Genomic DNA, 13,234 nt, shown 5'->3' on the forward strand with positions numbered 1-13,234 from the left:
CGTTTTATTGCATTTCCCCTCAGCCAGTCAGCGCCCGAGCATCTTCACCCATCGCGACGGTGGCATGCCGTAGGTGCTGCGAAATTGCCGCGTCATATGGCTCTGGTCGGTGAACCCGGCGGTCAGTGCTGCATCGACCAGCGCTTGGCCTTGGGCCAGCAGGCTACGCACCAAGTCCAAACGCCGCATGGTCAGGTAGCGGTAGGGACTGGTGCCGAACAACAACCGAAAATCGCGCGACAATGCCCAGCGGTCACGGCCGCAATGGTCGGCCATCTCATCCAGGGTGATGCTGCGGCCCAAGGCGCTGTGGATAAATTTCCGGGCACGCTCGGCGGCCACGTAATCGAAGGATTTACGGCTGACGATCACGCCCGACGCAGCGCTCAGCGCCTGGGCCAGGTCGTACAGCGCGTCCTGTTCCTGCATCGGGTCAATCGGGCAGTCCAGGCTTTGCAGCAATACCTCGCTGGCGCGGAACAGCCTCGGGTCAGTCGACAGGCCGTTGTGGATAAACGGTAGCGGCCGGCCGCCCAGGATCTGCTGGATCAGCGCCGGCTCCACATAAATCATGCGGTACTTGAAGCCTTCTACACTGCTGGCGCGGCCGTCATGGGTTTCGTCGGGGTGAATCACCATGGTCGTACCGGGCAGGCTGTGGGTCATGCAGCCGCGGTAATGAAAACTTTGCACGCCAAACAACGTGCGCCCGATGGCGTAGGTGTCATGGCGATGCGGGTCGAACGCGAAGCCGGCAAAGTACGCCTCGATACGATCCAGGCCGCTGGCGTGCGGGGCGCGGTGCAGCCAGTCGAGTGCGGAGGTGGGTTGGCCCATGGTGGTTTGTCACAAATTGAGGTGGAAACACGTTAACCCAGTCTGGCGTGGGTTGTCTGGCGGGGTCTTGAACGATTGTGCGTGCTGGCGGTAGCGCCGAGACAGTGTGTTTCTCAGTTAATACACTGCTATGCATTAAAAAATGATTGTTTTACGATAATTTATCTATTATTTTTGCGTCCTCCTTCACCCATTGAGGTTGCTTATGAATACCCAACGTCTGGCCCAGCTCAGTCAGCGCATGTCGCTGCTTACCCTTTTGCTGATTGTCGTCATGCTGGTGCTCAATACCTGCGTATGGCTGTTCCCGGTACTGAGTTCTTCTGCCGATGGCCTGGGGTTTGGCTTTGCCTTGAGTGACCGCCTGATCCAGGCACGCAGCGCGCAAGTAGCGCTGCTGCCCTGGTGGCAAATCCTGGGCGCTATTGTGCTTTCCAGCATTCCGTTGCTGGCCCTTGGCGGGGGCTTGAACCATCTTCGCCTATTGTTCCAGAACTACGCCCGTGGCGAGTATTTCTCCCGTGCGGCGGCGCAGCACTTGGGCAAGGTGGGGCGGGCGGTTGCGGTGTGGGTGCTGCTGGACTTTTTATGCGAGCCGTTGCTCAGTGTCTGGGTCACGATGAATGAGCCGGTCGGCCAGCGGTTTATCACGTTAAGTGTCACGGCGCCGAGCTTCGTCGCCTTGTTTCTCGCTGCCTGTATCGCGGTAATCGCGCGTATCCTGTGGCAGGCCAGTGAAGTGGATTCTGAAAACCGCACTTTTGTTTGAGATCGACATGCCCATTGTGATTGAACTGGACGTTATGCTTGCCCGGCGCAAGGTCAAATCCAAAGACCTGGCAGCCGCTATCGGGATTACCGAACAGAACCTGTCGTTGCTCAAACAAGGCAAGGTCAAGGGCATACGGCTGGGTACGCTGGATGCAATCTGCGCCTATCTGGACTGTCAGCCCGGCGACCTGTTGGTGCACACACCGGAGCCGGCGGCCGAACAGGCTTAACCACTTGCCAAGAGGGATCGTCCAATGCAGTTCTTCGACTTGCCGTATGCCGCGCCGTTATTGGCGCTGGGGCTGCTTTGGACGGTCGCGGTGGTGACGCCGGGGCCCAACTTTTTCAACACCGCCCAACTGGCGGCAAGTTGCTCGCGTCGGCATGGCGTGGTGGCGTCGGCCGGGGTGGCGACGGGGACGGTGATATGGGGGCTGGCGGGCGGCTTGGGCATCAAGTCGCTGTTCACCGCCGCGCCCATGCTCTATCTGGCGTTCAAGCTCATCGGCGGCTGCTACCTGATTTACCTGGGGCTGAAACTGTTCAAGCGTTCGGCGCCCTCGATGAGCCAGACGCTATTGCCTGCCGAACCCCGGCGCTCGCTGTTTTCCGCCTGGCGCTTCGGCTTGCTGGGCAACTTGTCCAACCCCAAGGCCGCGTTGTTCGTCACCACCGCCTTCGCCTCGACTATGCCGCCTTCACCGTCCCCCACATTGTTGGCCCTGGCGGTAATCACCATGGCCACGTTGTCATTCAGCTGGTACACAAGCGTGGCCCTGGTGTTTTCCAGTGAACGGATGGCCAACGTCTATGGCCGTTCGCGCAAGTGGCTCGACCGGTTCGCCGGTGGTTGCTATGTGCTGTTCGGCGCACATCTGGTAGCGAATCGCTGACGGCTCATGGTAAGAAGCCTTACTTTCAACAGTGAGGCCGAGTCATGAGCAAGGTGCGGGTAGGTATTATTTTTGGTGGCCGTTCGGCCGAGCACGAGGTCTCGCTGCAATCGGCGCGCAATATCGTCGATGCACTGGACCGCTCGCGTTTCGAGCCCATCCTGATCGGCATCGACAAGGCCGGCCACTGGCACCTCAACGACACCTCAAACTTCCTGATCAACCAGGAAAACCCGGCCTTGATCGCCCTTAACCAATCCAATCGTGAACTGGCGGTGGTGCCAGGCAAGGCCAGTCAGCAAGTGGTGGAGACGTCCGGTCAGGGTTTGCTGGAACACATCGACGTGATCTTCCCCATCGTCCACGGCACCCTTGGCGAAGACGGCTGCCTGCAAGGCCTGCTGCGCATGGCCGACCTGCCGTTTGTGGGCTCCGACGTGCTCGGTTCGGCGGTGTGCATGGACAAGGACATCAGCAAGCGCCTGCTGCGCGATGCCGGGATTGCCGTCACCCCGTTCATCACCCTGACCCGTCGCAACGCGGCGCGTACATCCTTTGATACGGCCGTGAGCACGCTCGGCTTGCCGATGTTCGTCAAACCCGCCAACCAGGGTTCCTCGGTGGGTGTGAGTAAAGTTGGCAACGAAGCTGAGTACCGCGCCGCCGTCGAACTGGCCCTGGGCTTTGATGAAAAAGTGCTGGTGGAGTCCGCCGTCCAGGGCCGCGAAATCGAATGCGCCGTGCTGGGCAATGACAGCCCTGTCGCCAGTGGCTGCGGCGAGATCGTGGTGAGCAACGGGTTTTATTCCTACGACAGCAAATACATCGACGGCCAGGCCGCCCAAGTGGTGGTGCCGGCCGATATCAGCCCTGAAGCCAGCGAGCGCATTCGCCACCTGGCCATCGAAGCGTTTGAGGTATTGGGCTGCGCCGGGTTGGCGCGGGTCGATGTGTTTCTCACTGGCGACGGCGAAGTGCTGATCAACGAAATCAACTCGCTGCCCGGCTTCACCCGCATCAGCATGTACCCCAAGCTGTGGCAGGCGGCGGGGATGAGCTACAGCGACTTGGTGAGCCGGTTGATTGAGCTGGCGCTGGAGCGGCACGCGGGGCGTAAGGGCTTGAAGATCAGCCGCTGAGTGTTCAAGGCCTGACGCGGTCCCTTGTGGCGAGCGGGCTTGCCTCGCCACAAGAGTCGCGTGTTCTTCAGGGGCTACGAACGATCCACGAATAGATCAAGGTCTTCGCCTCTTGCGGGTGATGAGTTCTTCGGCGGTAGCTGGCGAAGGTGGGGGATGTGCAATAAGTGCACACCTCACTGACGTCGATCTGTTCACGCTGCACCCCCGCAGCGTGTAACAGCATCACCCCATAGCCGCTCAAGTCAAACCAGGCACTTCCCGCTTGCCTCGCGTAGGGCGGTGCAATCTCCGGTGCCAGCAACGGCGCCGGTTGCTCGAAGCGCCACGGTGCCTGACCGGCATGCCACAAGTGACCCTGGTCCGCCTGAAACTGCGCAATAAACCCCTCGCTCACTTCATAGCAGCACGGTTTGATCGATGGCCCGATAGCCACCTGCAACTGGTCCACCGCAATCCCTTGAGCGGCAAATTGCTGCACGGCGTTGGCGATGATCCCGCCCTGCAACCCCTTCCAGCCGCCATGCACCGCCGCCACCATGGCAGCGCTTTTTGCAGTGATCAGAATGGGCAGGCAATCAGCGGTAATCACTGCGATCGGCTGATGCTCGCGAGTGAACACGCCATCCGCCTCGATCGTATTGGCCACCTGATCTGCCTGCCATTCAATCACCGACGCACTGTGTACCTGCTTGCAGATGAACACGTCATCCGGGCGCAGTGGATCATTGATCGAACAAAAGCCGTGTTCGACGCCGGGGATGGCGTCGAGATTATCTGCCTGCTGCACCGCGCGCGCTCCCTTGGATAAATACTCAGTCGCCGACCGCTTCGCCTTCACGCCGAGGGTCTGCCCCGCCGCTCAGCGACACCTTGCCGTGGGCATCCCGCGTGAGAACGATGGCCTGGATGCCGCTGGTCATATCGATCTCGCTCAGCGCATGGCCCTTGTCCTTGAGTGCCTGTTTCAACGCCGGGCTGAACAGACCTTGCTCCAGTTCTGTCGCGCCGTTGCGGCTGCCGAAGTTGGGCAGGCTGATGGCGGCTTGCGGGTCGAGGTTCCAGTCGAGCATCGCCACCAGGGATTTGCTCACGTACTCGATGATCTGCGAACCACCCGGTGAGCCCACCGTGGCCAGCAACTCGCCGCTCTTGCGGTCGAACACCAGCGTTGGCGCCATGGCCGAGCGTGGGCGCTTGCCGGGCTCGACGCGGTTGGCCACCGGTTGGCCGTTTTCTTCGGGGATGAACGAGAAGTCGGTCATCTGGTTGTTCAGCAAAAAGCCCTGGACCATCACATGGGAGCCGAACGCCGCTTCCACCGTGGTGGTCATCGACACGGCGCCGCCCTGGTCATCCACCGCGACCACTTGCGAAGTGGAGATGCGCAGTGGCGAGCGGTCCGGCGCGTACGCCACCTGGATGCCCGCAGGCTGGCCCGGTGTGGCGATGCCCATGCTGCGTGCGCCGATCAGCGCGGCGCGTTTGGCCAGGTAGTCGGGAGCGACTAGGCCGGCGACCGGCACCGGTACGAAGTCGGCGTCGGCCACGTACAGCCCACGGTCGGCGAAGGCCAGGCGGCCGGCCTCGGCGATCAGGTGCACGGCTTCGGGCGTGGGCTCAAGGCCGGCAGGCGAGGCACTCTTGACCGGTTTCATCGGTGCGATGGCCAGGCGCGGGTCGCGGGCTTCCACGGCCTGCAACGTGCCGAGGATCTGCGCCACCGCAATTCCGCCTGACGACGGCGGTGGCATGCCGCACACCTGGTATTGCTTGTAGTCGGTGCACAGCGGCGTGCGTTCCTTGGCGATGTAAGCCTTGAGGTCCGCTTGCGACAGGCTGCCCGCATTGCGGTTGCCCTGAACCTTGCGCGCGATCTCGTCGGCAATCGGCCCGTGGTACAGCGCGTCCGGTCCTTCTTTGGCGATGCGTTTGAACACGGCGGCCAGCGCCGGGTTCTTCAGCAGCGTGCCGGTGGCTTTGGGCGTGCCATCGGCATTCAGAAAATAGGCCGCCATGTCGGGTGATTGCGGGATGAAACGGTCGGCGGCGATCAACGCGTGCAAGCGTGGAGAAATCGCGAAGCCGTGCTCCGACAGACGAATCGCGGGTTCAAACAGCTTGGCCCATTGCAAGTGCCCGGTCTTCTTGTGTGCCATCTCCAGGGCACGCAAGACCCCGGGTGTACCGACCGAGCGCCCGCCAATCTGCGCATCGGGAAACGCCATCGGCGTGCCGTCGGCCTTCAGGAACAAGCGCTCAGTTGCACCGGCCGGTGCCGTTTCGCGGCCGTCATACGCGTGCACGGTTTTCCCGTCCCAGAGCATGATGAACGCGCCGCCGCCGATGCCGGATGACTGCGGTTCCACCAGGGTCAACACAGCCTGCATCGCAATCGCCGCGTCAATCGCCGACCCGCCCTGGCGCAACATCTCGCGCCCGGCTTCGGCCGCCAGTGGGTTGGCGGCGGCGGCCATATGGCGCTCGGCGTGGCGGGTGGTGAGGTCGGTGCGATAACCCGAACCCAATTCCGGTGCCGGCGGCTGTTCATTGACAGGGGTGTGACAGCCAGCCAGGGTGAGGGCTGCGGCAATCATCGACAGTTGACGGCGGGAAATCGAAAACACGCGTTGAACTCCGTTCATTTTGAGAATGATCTGTTGTCCTTGGGAAAGTGCTTTTTACAGGTAAATCGTGCCTTGCAGGTAGAGCGCTGCGTGGCCGGAGATAATCACCCGGTCGCCTTTGAGCTCACAACGCAGTTGCCCACGGCGGTTGCCACCCTGTTCGGCGGTCAATCGCGACTGGCCCAAACGCTCGCTCCAGAACGGTGCCAACGAGGTGTGGGCAGACCCGGTCACCGGGTCTTCGTTGACACCCACGTTGGGGCCAAACCAGCGGGAAATGAAATCAAAGCGCGTGCTTTTGGCCGTTACCGCAATCCCCCGTTTGGGCAGGCCCTTGAGGCGTGCGAAGTCCGGCGTCAGGGCGGCGACCTGGGCTTCGTCGTCGACCAGAACGATGTAGTCATCGGTGGCAAATACCTCAGCGTGCTCGACCCCCAATGCGCTCAACATGCCGGCTGGTGGTTCGCAGCGCTGGGGTTGTTTGGCCGGGAAGTCCATTGCCAACTCATCGCCATTGCGCGTCACGCGAAGCTCGCCGCTGCGGGTGGCAAAGCGCAACACTTCAGGTGCGCCCGGCAACTGGTGAATCAACACCCACGCTGCTGCCAGCGTGGCATGGCCGCACAGGTCGACTTCAACTTCCGGTGTAAACCAGCGCAACTCATAGACCTCGCCACGCGGCACGAAAAACGCGGTTTCCGAGAGGTTGTTCTCCGCGGCGATGTTGTGCAATTGCTCGGTGGGCAGCCACTCGGTGAGCGGGCAGACGGCCGCCGGGTTACCGCCAAAGGCCTGTTGGCTGAAAGCATCGACTTGGTAGATGTCCAATTTCATCGCAGGCGCTCCATGTGAGGGGAGGCTGGACACTAGCAGTGGGGTCGCGGGAGCGTCAAAGTACAGATGGCGCCTTTTTTTGAGCGCATGAGTCTGAGCTGCGCAGCGACGAGCCGCGCTCAACCCAGGCGCAACACCATCGCCCCGGCGGCAATGATGCACGCGGCAACGATGCGAACTCGCGTGAGAGGCTCTTTGAGCACCCACGCTGAAATCACCACGCCGAACAGGATCGACGTTTCCCTAAGTGCCGAAACACTGGCGATCGGTGCCTGCGTCATTGCCCACAGGGCCAGGCCGTATGACGCCACGGTGCCTGCGCCCCCAACGATGCCAAGCCGCCAATGACGCGCGACGTAATCACAAAACACCGCACGCCGCGTCACTAACGCCCACGTGGCAAGCGGGATGCCGGTCAGCAGGAAAATCCACAGGGTGTAAGCCGCCGGCGCGCCGGACGTGCGCACGCCCAAACCATCAATCAGGGTGTAACCGGCAATCACACCGGCGTTGATCAGTGCCAGGACCAAGCCTTTTCTGTGCCCTGCCGAAGGCGCGGCGGCCATGCTCAAGATGCCGAGTGAGATCACTGCGATCCCAAACCAGGCGAACGTCGACAGCGGTTCAGACAGCGCAAACACACTCACCGTCGCCACCAGCAGCGGCGCGGTGCCGCGCATGATCGGATAGGTCTGGCTCATATCGGCAATGCGGTACGTTGAGGCGACCAGCACGAAATACAGCACCTGGAACAGCACCGATACGCCGAGGTACGGCCAGCTCTCTTTCGCCGGCAGCACCAGAAAAGGGACGGCCGCCAACGCGATCAACGAGGCGACGGCGGCGATCATGCAGGTGGTCAACAGCGTGTCGACGCCGCCTTTGACCACGGCGTTCCAGGTGGCATGAAGTGCGGCACCCAGCAGGATGATCGCGAAGACGGTGAGGCTCATGTGTCGCGGTTTGCGCTGTTGATCAGCGACGTCAACACGTGGTCCGCCCACTCGCCGTTAATCTTGAGATAGGCCCGCGCTGCACCCTCGCGCTCGAACCCCAGCCGTTTGAGCAAGCGCGCACTGCGTTCATTCTCCGGCCGGTAGTTGGCCATGATGCGATGAAGCTTCATCTCGTCGAACACATAGGCAATCGCGGCGTTCAGTGCTTCGTGCATCAACCCCTGGCCCTGAGCCGACTCGTCGAGTGCATAACCCAGATGGCACGCTTCGAATGCGCCACGCACGATGGTGGTGAAGTTACAGCTGCCGATGATGTGCCCGTCGCGCAGTATCAGCAGGTGCAAGGCTTCGCCGCTGGCGGTTTTCTCGGCCATGGTTGCCAGGCGTTGGCTGATCGCACCCAGTTCGAAATACTCGTCGTCGCGCGAGGGTTCCCAGGGTTGGAGGAACGCGCGGTTGGCCACAAGGTGCGCGCGCAGGGTGCCCGCGTGGGAGGGGTGGGCCGCTTGCAGCAACAGCCGTTCGGTGCTGATGCAGCGGGTGGGGAATTGAGGGTTCACGTATCGCCTCCTTGGGGTTGGGGCGAGTATGCCTCAGGGCTTTTCTGGAGGCATAAAAAAACGGCCTACCTTTCGGTAAGCCGTTTTTAGTACTTGGTGGCTACACAGGGACTTGAACCCCGGACCCCAGCATTATGAATGCTATGCTCTAACCAACTGAGCTATGTAGCCAAGTGGCGCGCATTATTCGCGTAGAACGGGAATGCGTCAAGCACTTTTGTTGAAAATTTTTCTACGCTTTCAACTGTTTAACCAAAATTGCCGGTTCTGGCGACGAGTGGCTTGTCATTCGTGCGCCGGACAGGCTGTGCGCGGGTGCAGGCTTTCAATCGAGCGGTCGATCACGGCCTTGGCCATTTCCAGCAAGTGCCATACGGCGTGGATCTTGGCGCGGTCGTGGGGTGGCAGGTCGTCGCCGCAGTCGAGGACAGTGGCGCTGACGCTGTGGATCAGGTGGGAAAGGTAGAGCTGGCGGAGCAGGCACCGGGCAGAGGCTTGATGTTGGCGGGATCATTGCGGTGCGGCGCGGGCCGCTGGTGGTCTGGTTGTTACGTACGCAAAAGGTCTGAAGTCGGTTGGGCAGATATCCCTGCTGCCCAACGCTTGCCCCCAGGGCTGTTTACGGGTGCAGCGGGTTGTGCGTGACGCGTTTGAGGTGTTCACGCGCCCGTGACAGGCGTGAGCGAACGGTGCCGATGGGGATGTCCAACACGTCGGCAGTGTCCTGATAGCTGCCGTCGGTTTCCAGCGAGGCGTACAACGTCCTGCGCATTTCTGTCGGCAGGTGGTCGATGGCGCTCAGGGTTTTCTCCAGCCGGCGGTTGACCTCGAATTCCCAATCCAGGTTGTTGTTTTCCTCTTGGCCGTGCCACAGCGACTCATCGAATTCGCAATGCACCGGTTTGGCATACATGCGCCGAAAATGGTTACGGATCAGGTTTTGCGCAATGCCGCACATCCAGGTGCTGAGGGTGGCCTGGCCACTGAACCGCTCCCGGTTACGCCAGGCTTCCAGGTACGTCAGTTGCAGGATGTCGTCTGCATCTTCGGGGTTGAGTACGCGTTTATGAATAAAACGTCGGAGTTTCTTCTGCTGGTCGTCCGTCAGTTCGAGCATGAATTGAGGCGAGCCGCCAACGAGCTGCGCTAAAGCTTCAATAGGGATATTCACGATTTTTTCCTCAGGGTAGACGCTATCGAAATAATTTCGACGGGAACCCCTTTAGCACTGGCTGTGCCAAGCGAAAAAATCATGCAACTTGCTGATTTAATTATATAAATATTTTGAAATAAGGCGTTTTTGCGCAGTTTTTTGCAAAAGGCTTGCTCGCTTCGTGCCGGTTTTTTCAGAAAACCGCGATGGAGAGATTTCGATGGAACCGTATGGCACCGGCTTGCCACATAGGGACACAAACTTCCTGTCCTGGCACGCCCATGAAAGTCGAATTCAACCATGATCTGCACAAAGTCCAGAGCCTGGAACAGCCTGCACCTGAGAAGGCCGCCCAAGCCCGAGCGCAAGTCGCCGCGCCGGGTATCGACGAGCTCGCGAGCATTTTCAGCCAGGAAGTGGCGCTCACCAGCAAGGCACTGAACCAGCGTGCGATGGGCGTGCGTGTGACCCCAACCGAACAGCTTGCGCAACTCTATGATCAGTTGGGGCACCCCGCTCAGGCGAGCCTGGCAGCCATCACTCGCCAAGTCAGGCAGCACTTGCAGCAGCAGCCGAGTGTGGAAAAGTTGTTGGACCTCACGGGGGGCGACCCGGCGCGTACGTATGTGGTGCTGCGGCAGATTACGGCCCAGGCAGAAGCGGAGGTGCGCAAGACGGAAGCCGCGCTGGCACGTGATGCACTGGCCAAGCTGGAAATTCGCTACAAGCGGGAAATCCAGGCGGGCCTCAATATCGCGATGGCGTTGCAGGCCAATAGTGATGATCCGCAGGAGCGCCAGGCGGTGCGTGCGCTGTACTACGCCAATGTGGTCGTGCGCCAGTCGCTGGCCAGCATGATGCAGGCGCTGTTGGGCCTGTACGGCGGTGAGCAGTTTTCGGGCGGGCTCAACATCATGCGCCGGGCCTTGGCAGATGATATTGCGGCCTGTGCCTCGTCCCTTCCGACAGCCAAGTTGCGCACGCTGCTGTTGGGCCTGCAAAGCTGCGGTCAATTGGGTGGCGTGTTGTCCAGTTGTCGCACGTTGATCCAGCGTCTGAAGGTTGAACACGACGCCGTTATCCTGTTGCAGCGTCTGTTGGGGTACGCCGGTAATGGCATCGCCCCATCCGAGGTCCAGCGGCTGGCGGATGAGTTGGCGGGCGCCGAATCGGCCAGCCAATTGGCCTCGCTCAATGCGGTCTACCCGGTGCTCAAAACATTGCCTATGGCGTTGTGGCGTGACACGCGGGGGCGCCAGGAGGGCCTGCACAACTTTTTGCTGGTGATGGATGAGTTCACCCGCCTGGAGAACGGCCAGGCGCGCCTTGGCAGTGATCCGAGGGCATTGGCGTGACCGTCCTGGCGACCCTCAACCGCTGGATGCTCAAGGCTGCACAACGTGCCGAAGTCCTTGGTGCGGTGGTGGTGTTGGCCATCGTGTTCATTTTTATCGTGCCGTTGCCCACCTGGCTGGTGGATATCCTCATCGCACTCAACATCTGCATTTCCTGCCTGTTGATTGTGCTGGCGCTCTACCTGCCGGGGCCGTTGGCGTTTTCTTCGTTTCCGTCGATCCTGCTGTTGACCACGATGTTTCGCCTGGCGCTGTCGATTGCGACCACGCGCCTGATCCTGCTGGAACAGGACGCTGGCGATATCGTCGAGGCATTCGGCAATTTCGTGGTGGGCGGCAACCTGGCGGTAGGGTTGGTGATCTTCATGATCCTCACCCTGGTCAACTTCCTGGTGATTACCAAGGGTTCGGAGCGGGTTGCCGAAGTGGCGGCGCGCTTCAGCCTGGACGCGATGCCCGGCAAACAGATGTCCATCGACAGCGACTTGCGTGCAGGCTTGATCGACGGCGTGCAGGCGCGCGACAAGCGTGACCAGTTGTCCCGTGAGAGCCAGCTGTTCGGGGCCATGGACGGGGCCATGAAGTTCGTCAAGGGCGATGCCATCGCCGGCTTGGTGATCGTGTTGATCAACCTGCTGGGCGGCTTCTCCACCGGCATGTTCCAGCACGGCATGAGCGCCGCCGACTCCATCGCCTTGTATTCGGTGCTGACCATCGGCGACGGTCTGATTGCGCAGATTCCCGCACTGCTGATCTCGTTGACGGCCGGCATGATCATCACCCGCGTGGCACCCGATGGACGCAAGGGCATCACAAACATGGGCACCGAAATTGCCCGCCAGATGACCAGCGAACCCAAGAGCTGGATGATCGCTTCGGTCGGGATGCTCGCGTTTGCGGCGTTGCCCGGTATGCCCACGCTGGTGTTCATCCTGATTGCGCTGATCACCGGCTGCCTGGGTTTTTACCTGGTGCGCCAGCGTCAACGCCAGGAACAGGAAGAGGCCGGCGCCACCGTCGAGATGGCGCCGGAAGAGAACGGGTTTGTGGACTTGCGAGGGTTTGATCCCTCGCGGCCCTACCTCTTGCAGTTTCCGCCCGTGCTGCGTGGCACAGACGTGGTGGTAGAGCTCATGCACGAGATTCGCAAAGCGCGTAACGGTATCGTCGCCAGGATTGGCTTGACCCTTCCGCCGTTTGAGGTCGAGTTCGACGCCTCCCTGGCCGACGATGAAATGCGTTTTTGCGTGCATGAAGTGCCGATGGTCAAGGCCACCCAAGGCCATCGAGTGGCGGTCGCGCGCTCGACCTTGAAAGACGAACCGGACAACGGCGTGCCGGGGCTGACCGAGCGTGAGGAACAGGACTGGGTGTGGCTGGCCGCCGATCATCCGCTGCTCGACGATCCGCAGCTTGAGCGCTTCAGCGCCTTGAGCTTGATCGTTGAGCGCATGACCCAATCGATGATGCTCAGCGGGCCGCAGTTTCTCGGGATCCAGGAGAGCAAGTCGATCCTCGGCTGGCTTGAAAGCAATCAACCCGAGCTGGTTCAGGAGCTGCAGCGCATCATGCCGTTGTCGCGCTTTTCGGCGGTGTTGCAGCGCCTGGCCAGCGAAGGTGTGCCGCTGCGCGCCGTGCGGCTGATTGTCGAATCGTTGATCGAGTATGGCCAGCACGAGCGTGAGCCGGAGGCCTTGGCCGATTACGCGCGCATTGCGCTCAAGATCGCAGATCTTTCACCAGTACAGCGAGACAGACGGCTTGCACGCCTGGCTGCTGGCGCCGCAGACCGAGAACATCCTGCGTGAGGCGTTGCGCCAGACGCAGACCGGAGTGTTTTTTGCGCTCGACAATGACAGCAGCGCGGCGCTGGTCAGCTTGCTCAACCAGGCCTTTACCCTGCGACCCAAGACTAAAAGCGTGATGCTGGTGGCGCAGGATCTGCGCAGCCCCTTGCGCACTCTGTTGCTTGAAGAATTCAACCATGTGCCGGTGCTGTCCTTCGCCGAATTGGGCAGCACCTCCAAGGTAAAAGTGCTGGGGCGTTTCGACCTTGCCCAGGACGCGTTGATGCGCGGGGCGTTGGCATGAATACGTTATTGCTGCCGG

The 13,234-nt window shown here is 61.1% G+C and carries 12 protein-coding genes, 1 tRNA gene and 1 pseudogene; 6 read left to right on the plus strand and 8 right to left on the minus strand.

Annotated features, from left to right (window positions below):
* Window positions 1–27: 27 nt before the first annotated feature.
* Window positions 28–837 (minus strand): AraC family transcriptional regulator, encoded by an 810-nt coding sequence (locus ACDZ94_RS11720; RefSeq protein ID WP_432750194.1) that lies wholly within the window; start codon window positions 835–837, stop codon window positions 28–30.
* Between the two features lie 205 nt (window positions 838–1,042).
* On the opposite strand from ACDZ94_RS11720, the gene ACDZ94_RS11725 reads away from it, so the two are divergent.
* Genes ACDZ94_RS11725 through ddlA form a run of 4 tightly spaced genes read left to right on the plus strand, consistent with a single transcriptional unit; the run spans window position 1,043 to window position 3,640 of the window.
* Window positions 1,043–1,606, plus strand: a complete 564-nt coding sequence (locus tag ACDZ94_RS11725) for a DUF2975 domain-containing protein (protein WP_064450560.1) — start codon at window positions 1,043–1,045, stop codon at window positions 1,604–1,606.
* Between the two features lie 7 nt (window positions 1,607–1,613).
* Entirely contained in the window at window positions 1,614–1,838 is a 225-nt protein-coding gene (locus ACDZ94_RS11730; RefSeq protein ID WP_064450561.1) for a helix-turn-helix domain-containing protein, read from the plus strand.
* Window positions 1,839–1,862: 24 nt separating this feature from the next.
* The gene (locus ACDZ94_RS11735) at window positions 1,863–2,501 is read left to right on the plus strand and encodes a LysE family transporter (protein WP_064450562.1); all 639 of its coding nucleotides are present in this window, start codon (window positions 1,863–1,865) and stop codon (window positions 2,499–2,501) included.
* Window positions 2,502–2,545: 44 nt separating this feature from the next.
* Complete coding sequence (gene ddlA, locus ACDZ94_RS11740; RefSeq protein WP_432750195.1) at window positions 2,546–3,640, plus strand: D-alanine--D-alanine ligase; 1,095 nt, start codon at window positions 2,546–2,548, stop codon at window positions 3,638–3,640.
* A gap of 67 nt (window positions 3,641–3,707) precedes the next feature.
* Here ddlA and pgeF read toward each other — a convergent pair whose 3' ends face one another.
* The 7 genes from pgeF to ACDZ94_RS11775 form a co-directional block, all read right to left on the minus strand.
* On the minus strand, window positions 3,708–4,430 hold the full coding sequence (pgeF, locus tag ACDZ94_RS11745) for a peptidoglycan editing factor PgeF (RefSeq protein ID WP_221293838.1): 723 nt from the start codon (window positions 4,428–4,430) through the stop codon (window positions 3,708–3,710).
* A gap of 25 nt (window positions 4,431–4,455) precedes the next feature.
* Window positions 4,456–6,285, minus strand: coding sequence for a gamma-glutamyltransferase (gene ggt, locus ACDZ94_RS11750; protein WP_064450565.1), 1,830 nt, complete (start codon window positions 6,283–6,285; stop codon window positions 4,456–4,458).
* A 36-nt stretch (window positions 6,286–6,321) separates the two neighbouring features.
* On the minus strand, window positions 6,322–7,101 hold the full coding sequence (locus ACDZ94_RS11755) for a PhzF family phenazine biosynthesis protein (protein WP_407016625.1): 780 nt from the start codon (window positions 7,099–7,101) through the stop codon (window positions 6,322–6,324).
* Window positions 7,102–7,220: 119 nt separating this feature from the next.
* Window positions 7,221–8,054, minus strand: coding sequence for a DMT family transporter (locus ACDZ94_RS11760; RefSeq protein ID WP_221293840.1), 834 nt, complete (start codon window positions 8,052–8,054; stop codon window positions 7,221–7,223).
* Window positions 8,051–8,617, minus strand: a complete 567-nt coding sequence (locus ACDZ94_RS11765) for a GNAT family N-acetyltransferase (protein ID WP_432750196.1) — start codon at window positions 8,615–8,617, stop codon at window positions 8,051–8,053. The genes ACDZ94_RS11760 and ACDZ94_RS11765 overlap by 4 nt, the downstream gene beginning before the upstream one ends.
* A 94-nt stretch (window positions 8,618–8,711) precedes the next feature.
* A tRNA-Met gene (locus tag ACDZ94_RS11770) sits at window positions 8,712–8,788 on the minus strand.
* A gap of 448 nt (window positions 8,789–9,236) precedes the next feature.
* Window positions 9,237–9,788, minus strand: coding sequence for an RNA polymerase sigma factor (locus ACDZ94_RS11775; RefSeq protein ID WP_064450581.1), 552 nt, complete (start codon window positions 9,786–9,788; stop codon window positions 9,237–9,239).
* Window positions 9,789–10,051: 263 nt separating this feature from the next.
* On the opposite strand from ACDZ94_RS11775, the gene sctW reads away from it, so the two are divergent.
* Entirely contained in the window at window positions 10,052–11,125 is a 1,074-nt protein-coding gene (gene sctW / locus ACDZ94_RS11780; RefSeq protein WP_262666966.1) for a type III secretion system gatekeeper subunit SctW, read from the plus strand.
* A pseudogene (gene sctV, locus ACDZ94_RS11785) lies at window positions 11,122–13,216 on the plus strand (type III secretion system export apparatus subunit SctV). The gene sctW and the pseudogene sctV overlap by 4 nt, the downstream one beginning before the upstream one ends.
* Window positions 13,217–13,234 lie beyond the last annotated feature (18 nt).

The sequence above is a fragment of the Pseudomonas sp. UBT genome, from assembly GCF_050915955.1.
In the GTDB taxonomy this organism is placed as follows: domain Bacteria; phylum Pseudomonadota; class Gammaproteobacteria; order Pseudomonadales; family Pseudomonadaceae; genus Aquipseudomonas; species Aquipseudomonas antarctica_A.

Excerpts from the sequence above, each read along its gene's own strand:
- ACDZ94_RS11720 (WP_432750194.1), bottom strand. The coding sequence starts at position 837 with ATGGGCCAACCCACCTCCGCACTCGACTGGCTGCACCGCGCCCCGCAC.
- ACDZ94_RS11725 (WP_064450560.1), top strand. The coding sequence starts at position 1,043 with ATGAATACCCAACGTCTGGCCCAGCTCAGTCAGCGCATGTCGCTGCTT.
- ACDZ94_RS11730 (WP_064450561.1), top strand. The coding sequence starts at position 1,614 with ATGCCCATTGTGATTGAACTGGACGTTATGCTTGCCCGGCGCAAGGTC.
- ACDZ94_RS11735 (WP_064450562.1), top strand. The coding sequence starts at position 1,863 with ATGCAGTTCTTCGACTTGCCGTATGCCGCGCCGTTATTGGCGCTGGGG.
- ddlA (WP_432750195.1), top strand. The coding sequence starts at position 2,546 with ATGAGCAAGGTGCGGGTAGGTATTATTTTTGGTGGCCGTTCGGCCGAG.
- ggt (WP_064450565.1), bottom strand. The coding sequence starts at position 6,285 with ATGAACGGAGTTCAACGCGTGTTTTCGATTTCCCGCCGTCAACTGTCG.
- ACDZ94_RS11755 (WP_407016625.1), bottom strand. The coding sequence starts at position 7,101 with ATGAAATTGGACATCTACCAAGTCGATGCTTTCAGCCAACAGGCCTTT.
- ACDZ94_RS11760 (WP_221293840.1), bottom strand. The coding sequence starts at position 8,054 with ATGAGCCTCACCGTCTTCGCGATCATCCTGCTGGGTGCCGCACTTCAT.
- sctW (WP_262666966.1), top strand. The coding sequence starts at position 10,052 with ATGAAAGTCGAATTCAACCATGATCTGCACAAAGTCCAGAGCCTGGAA.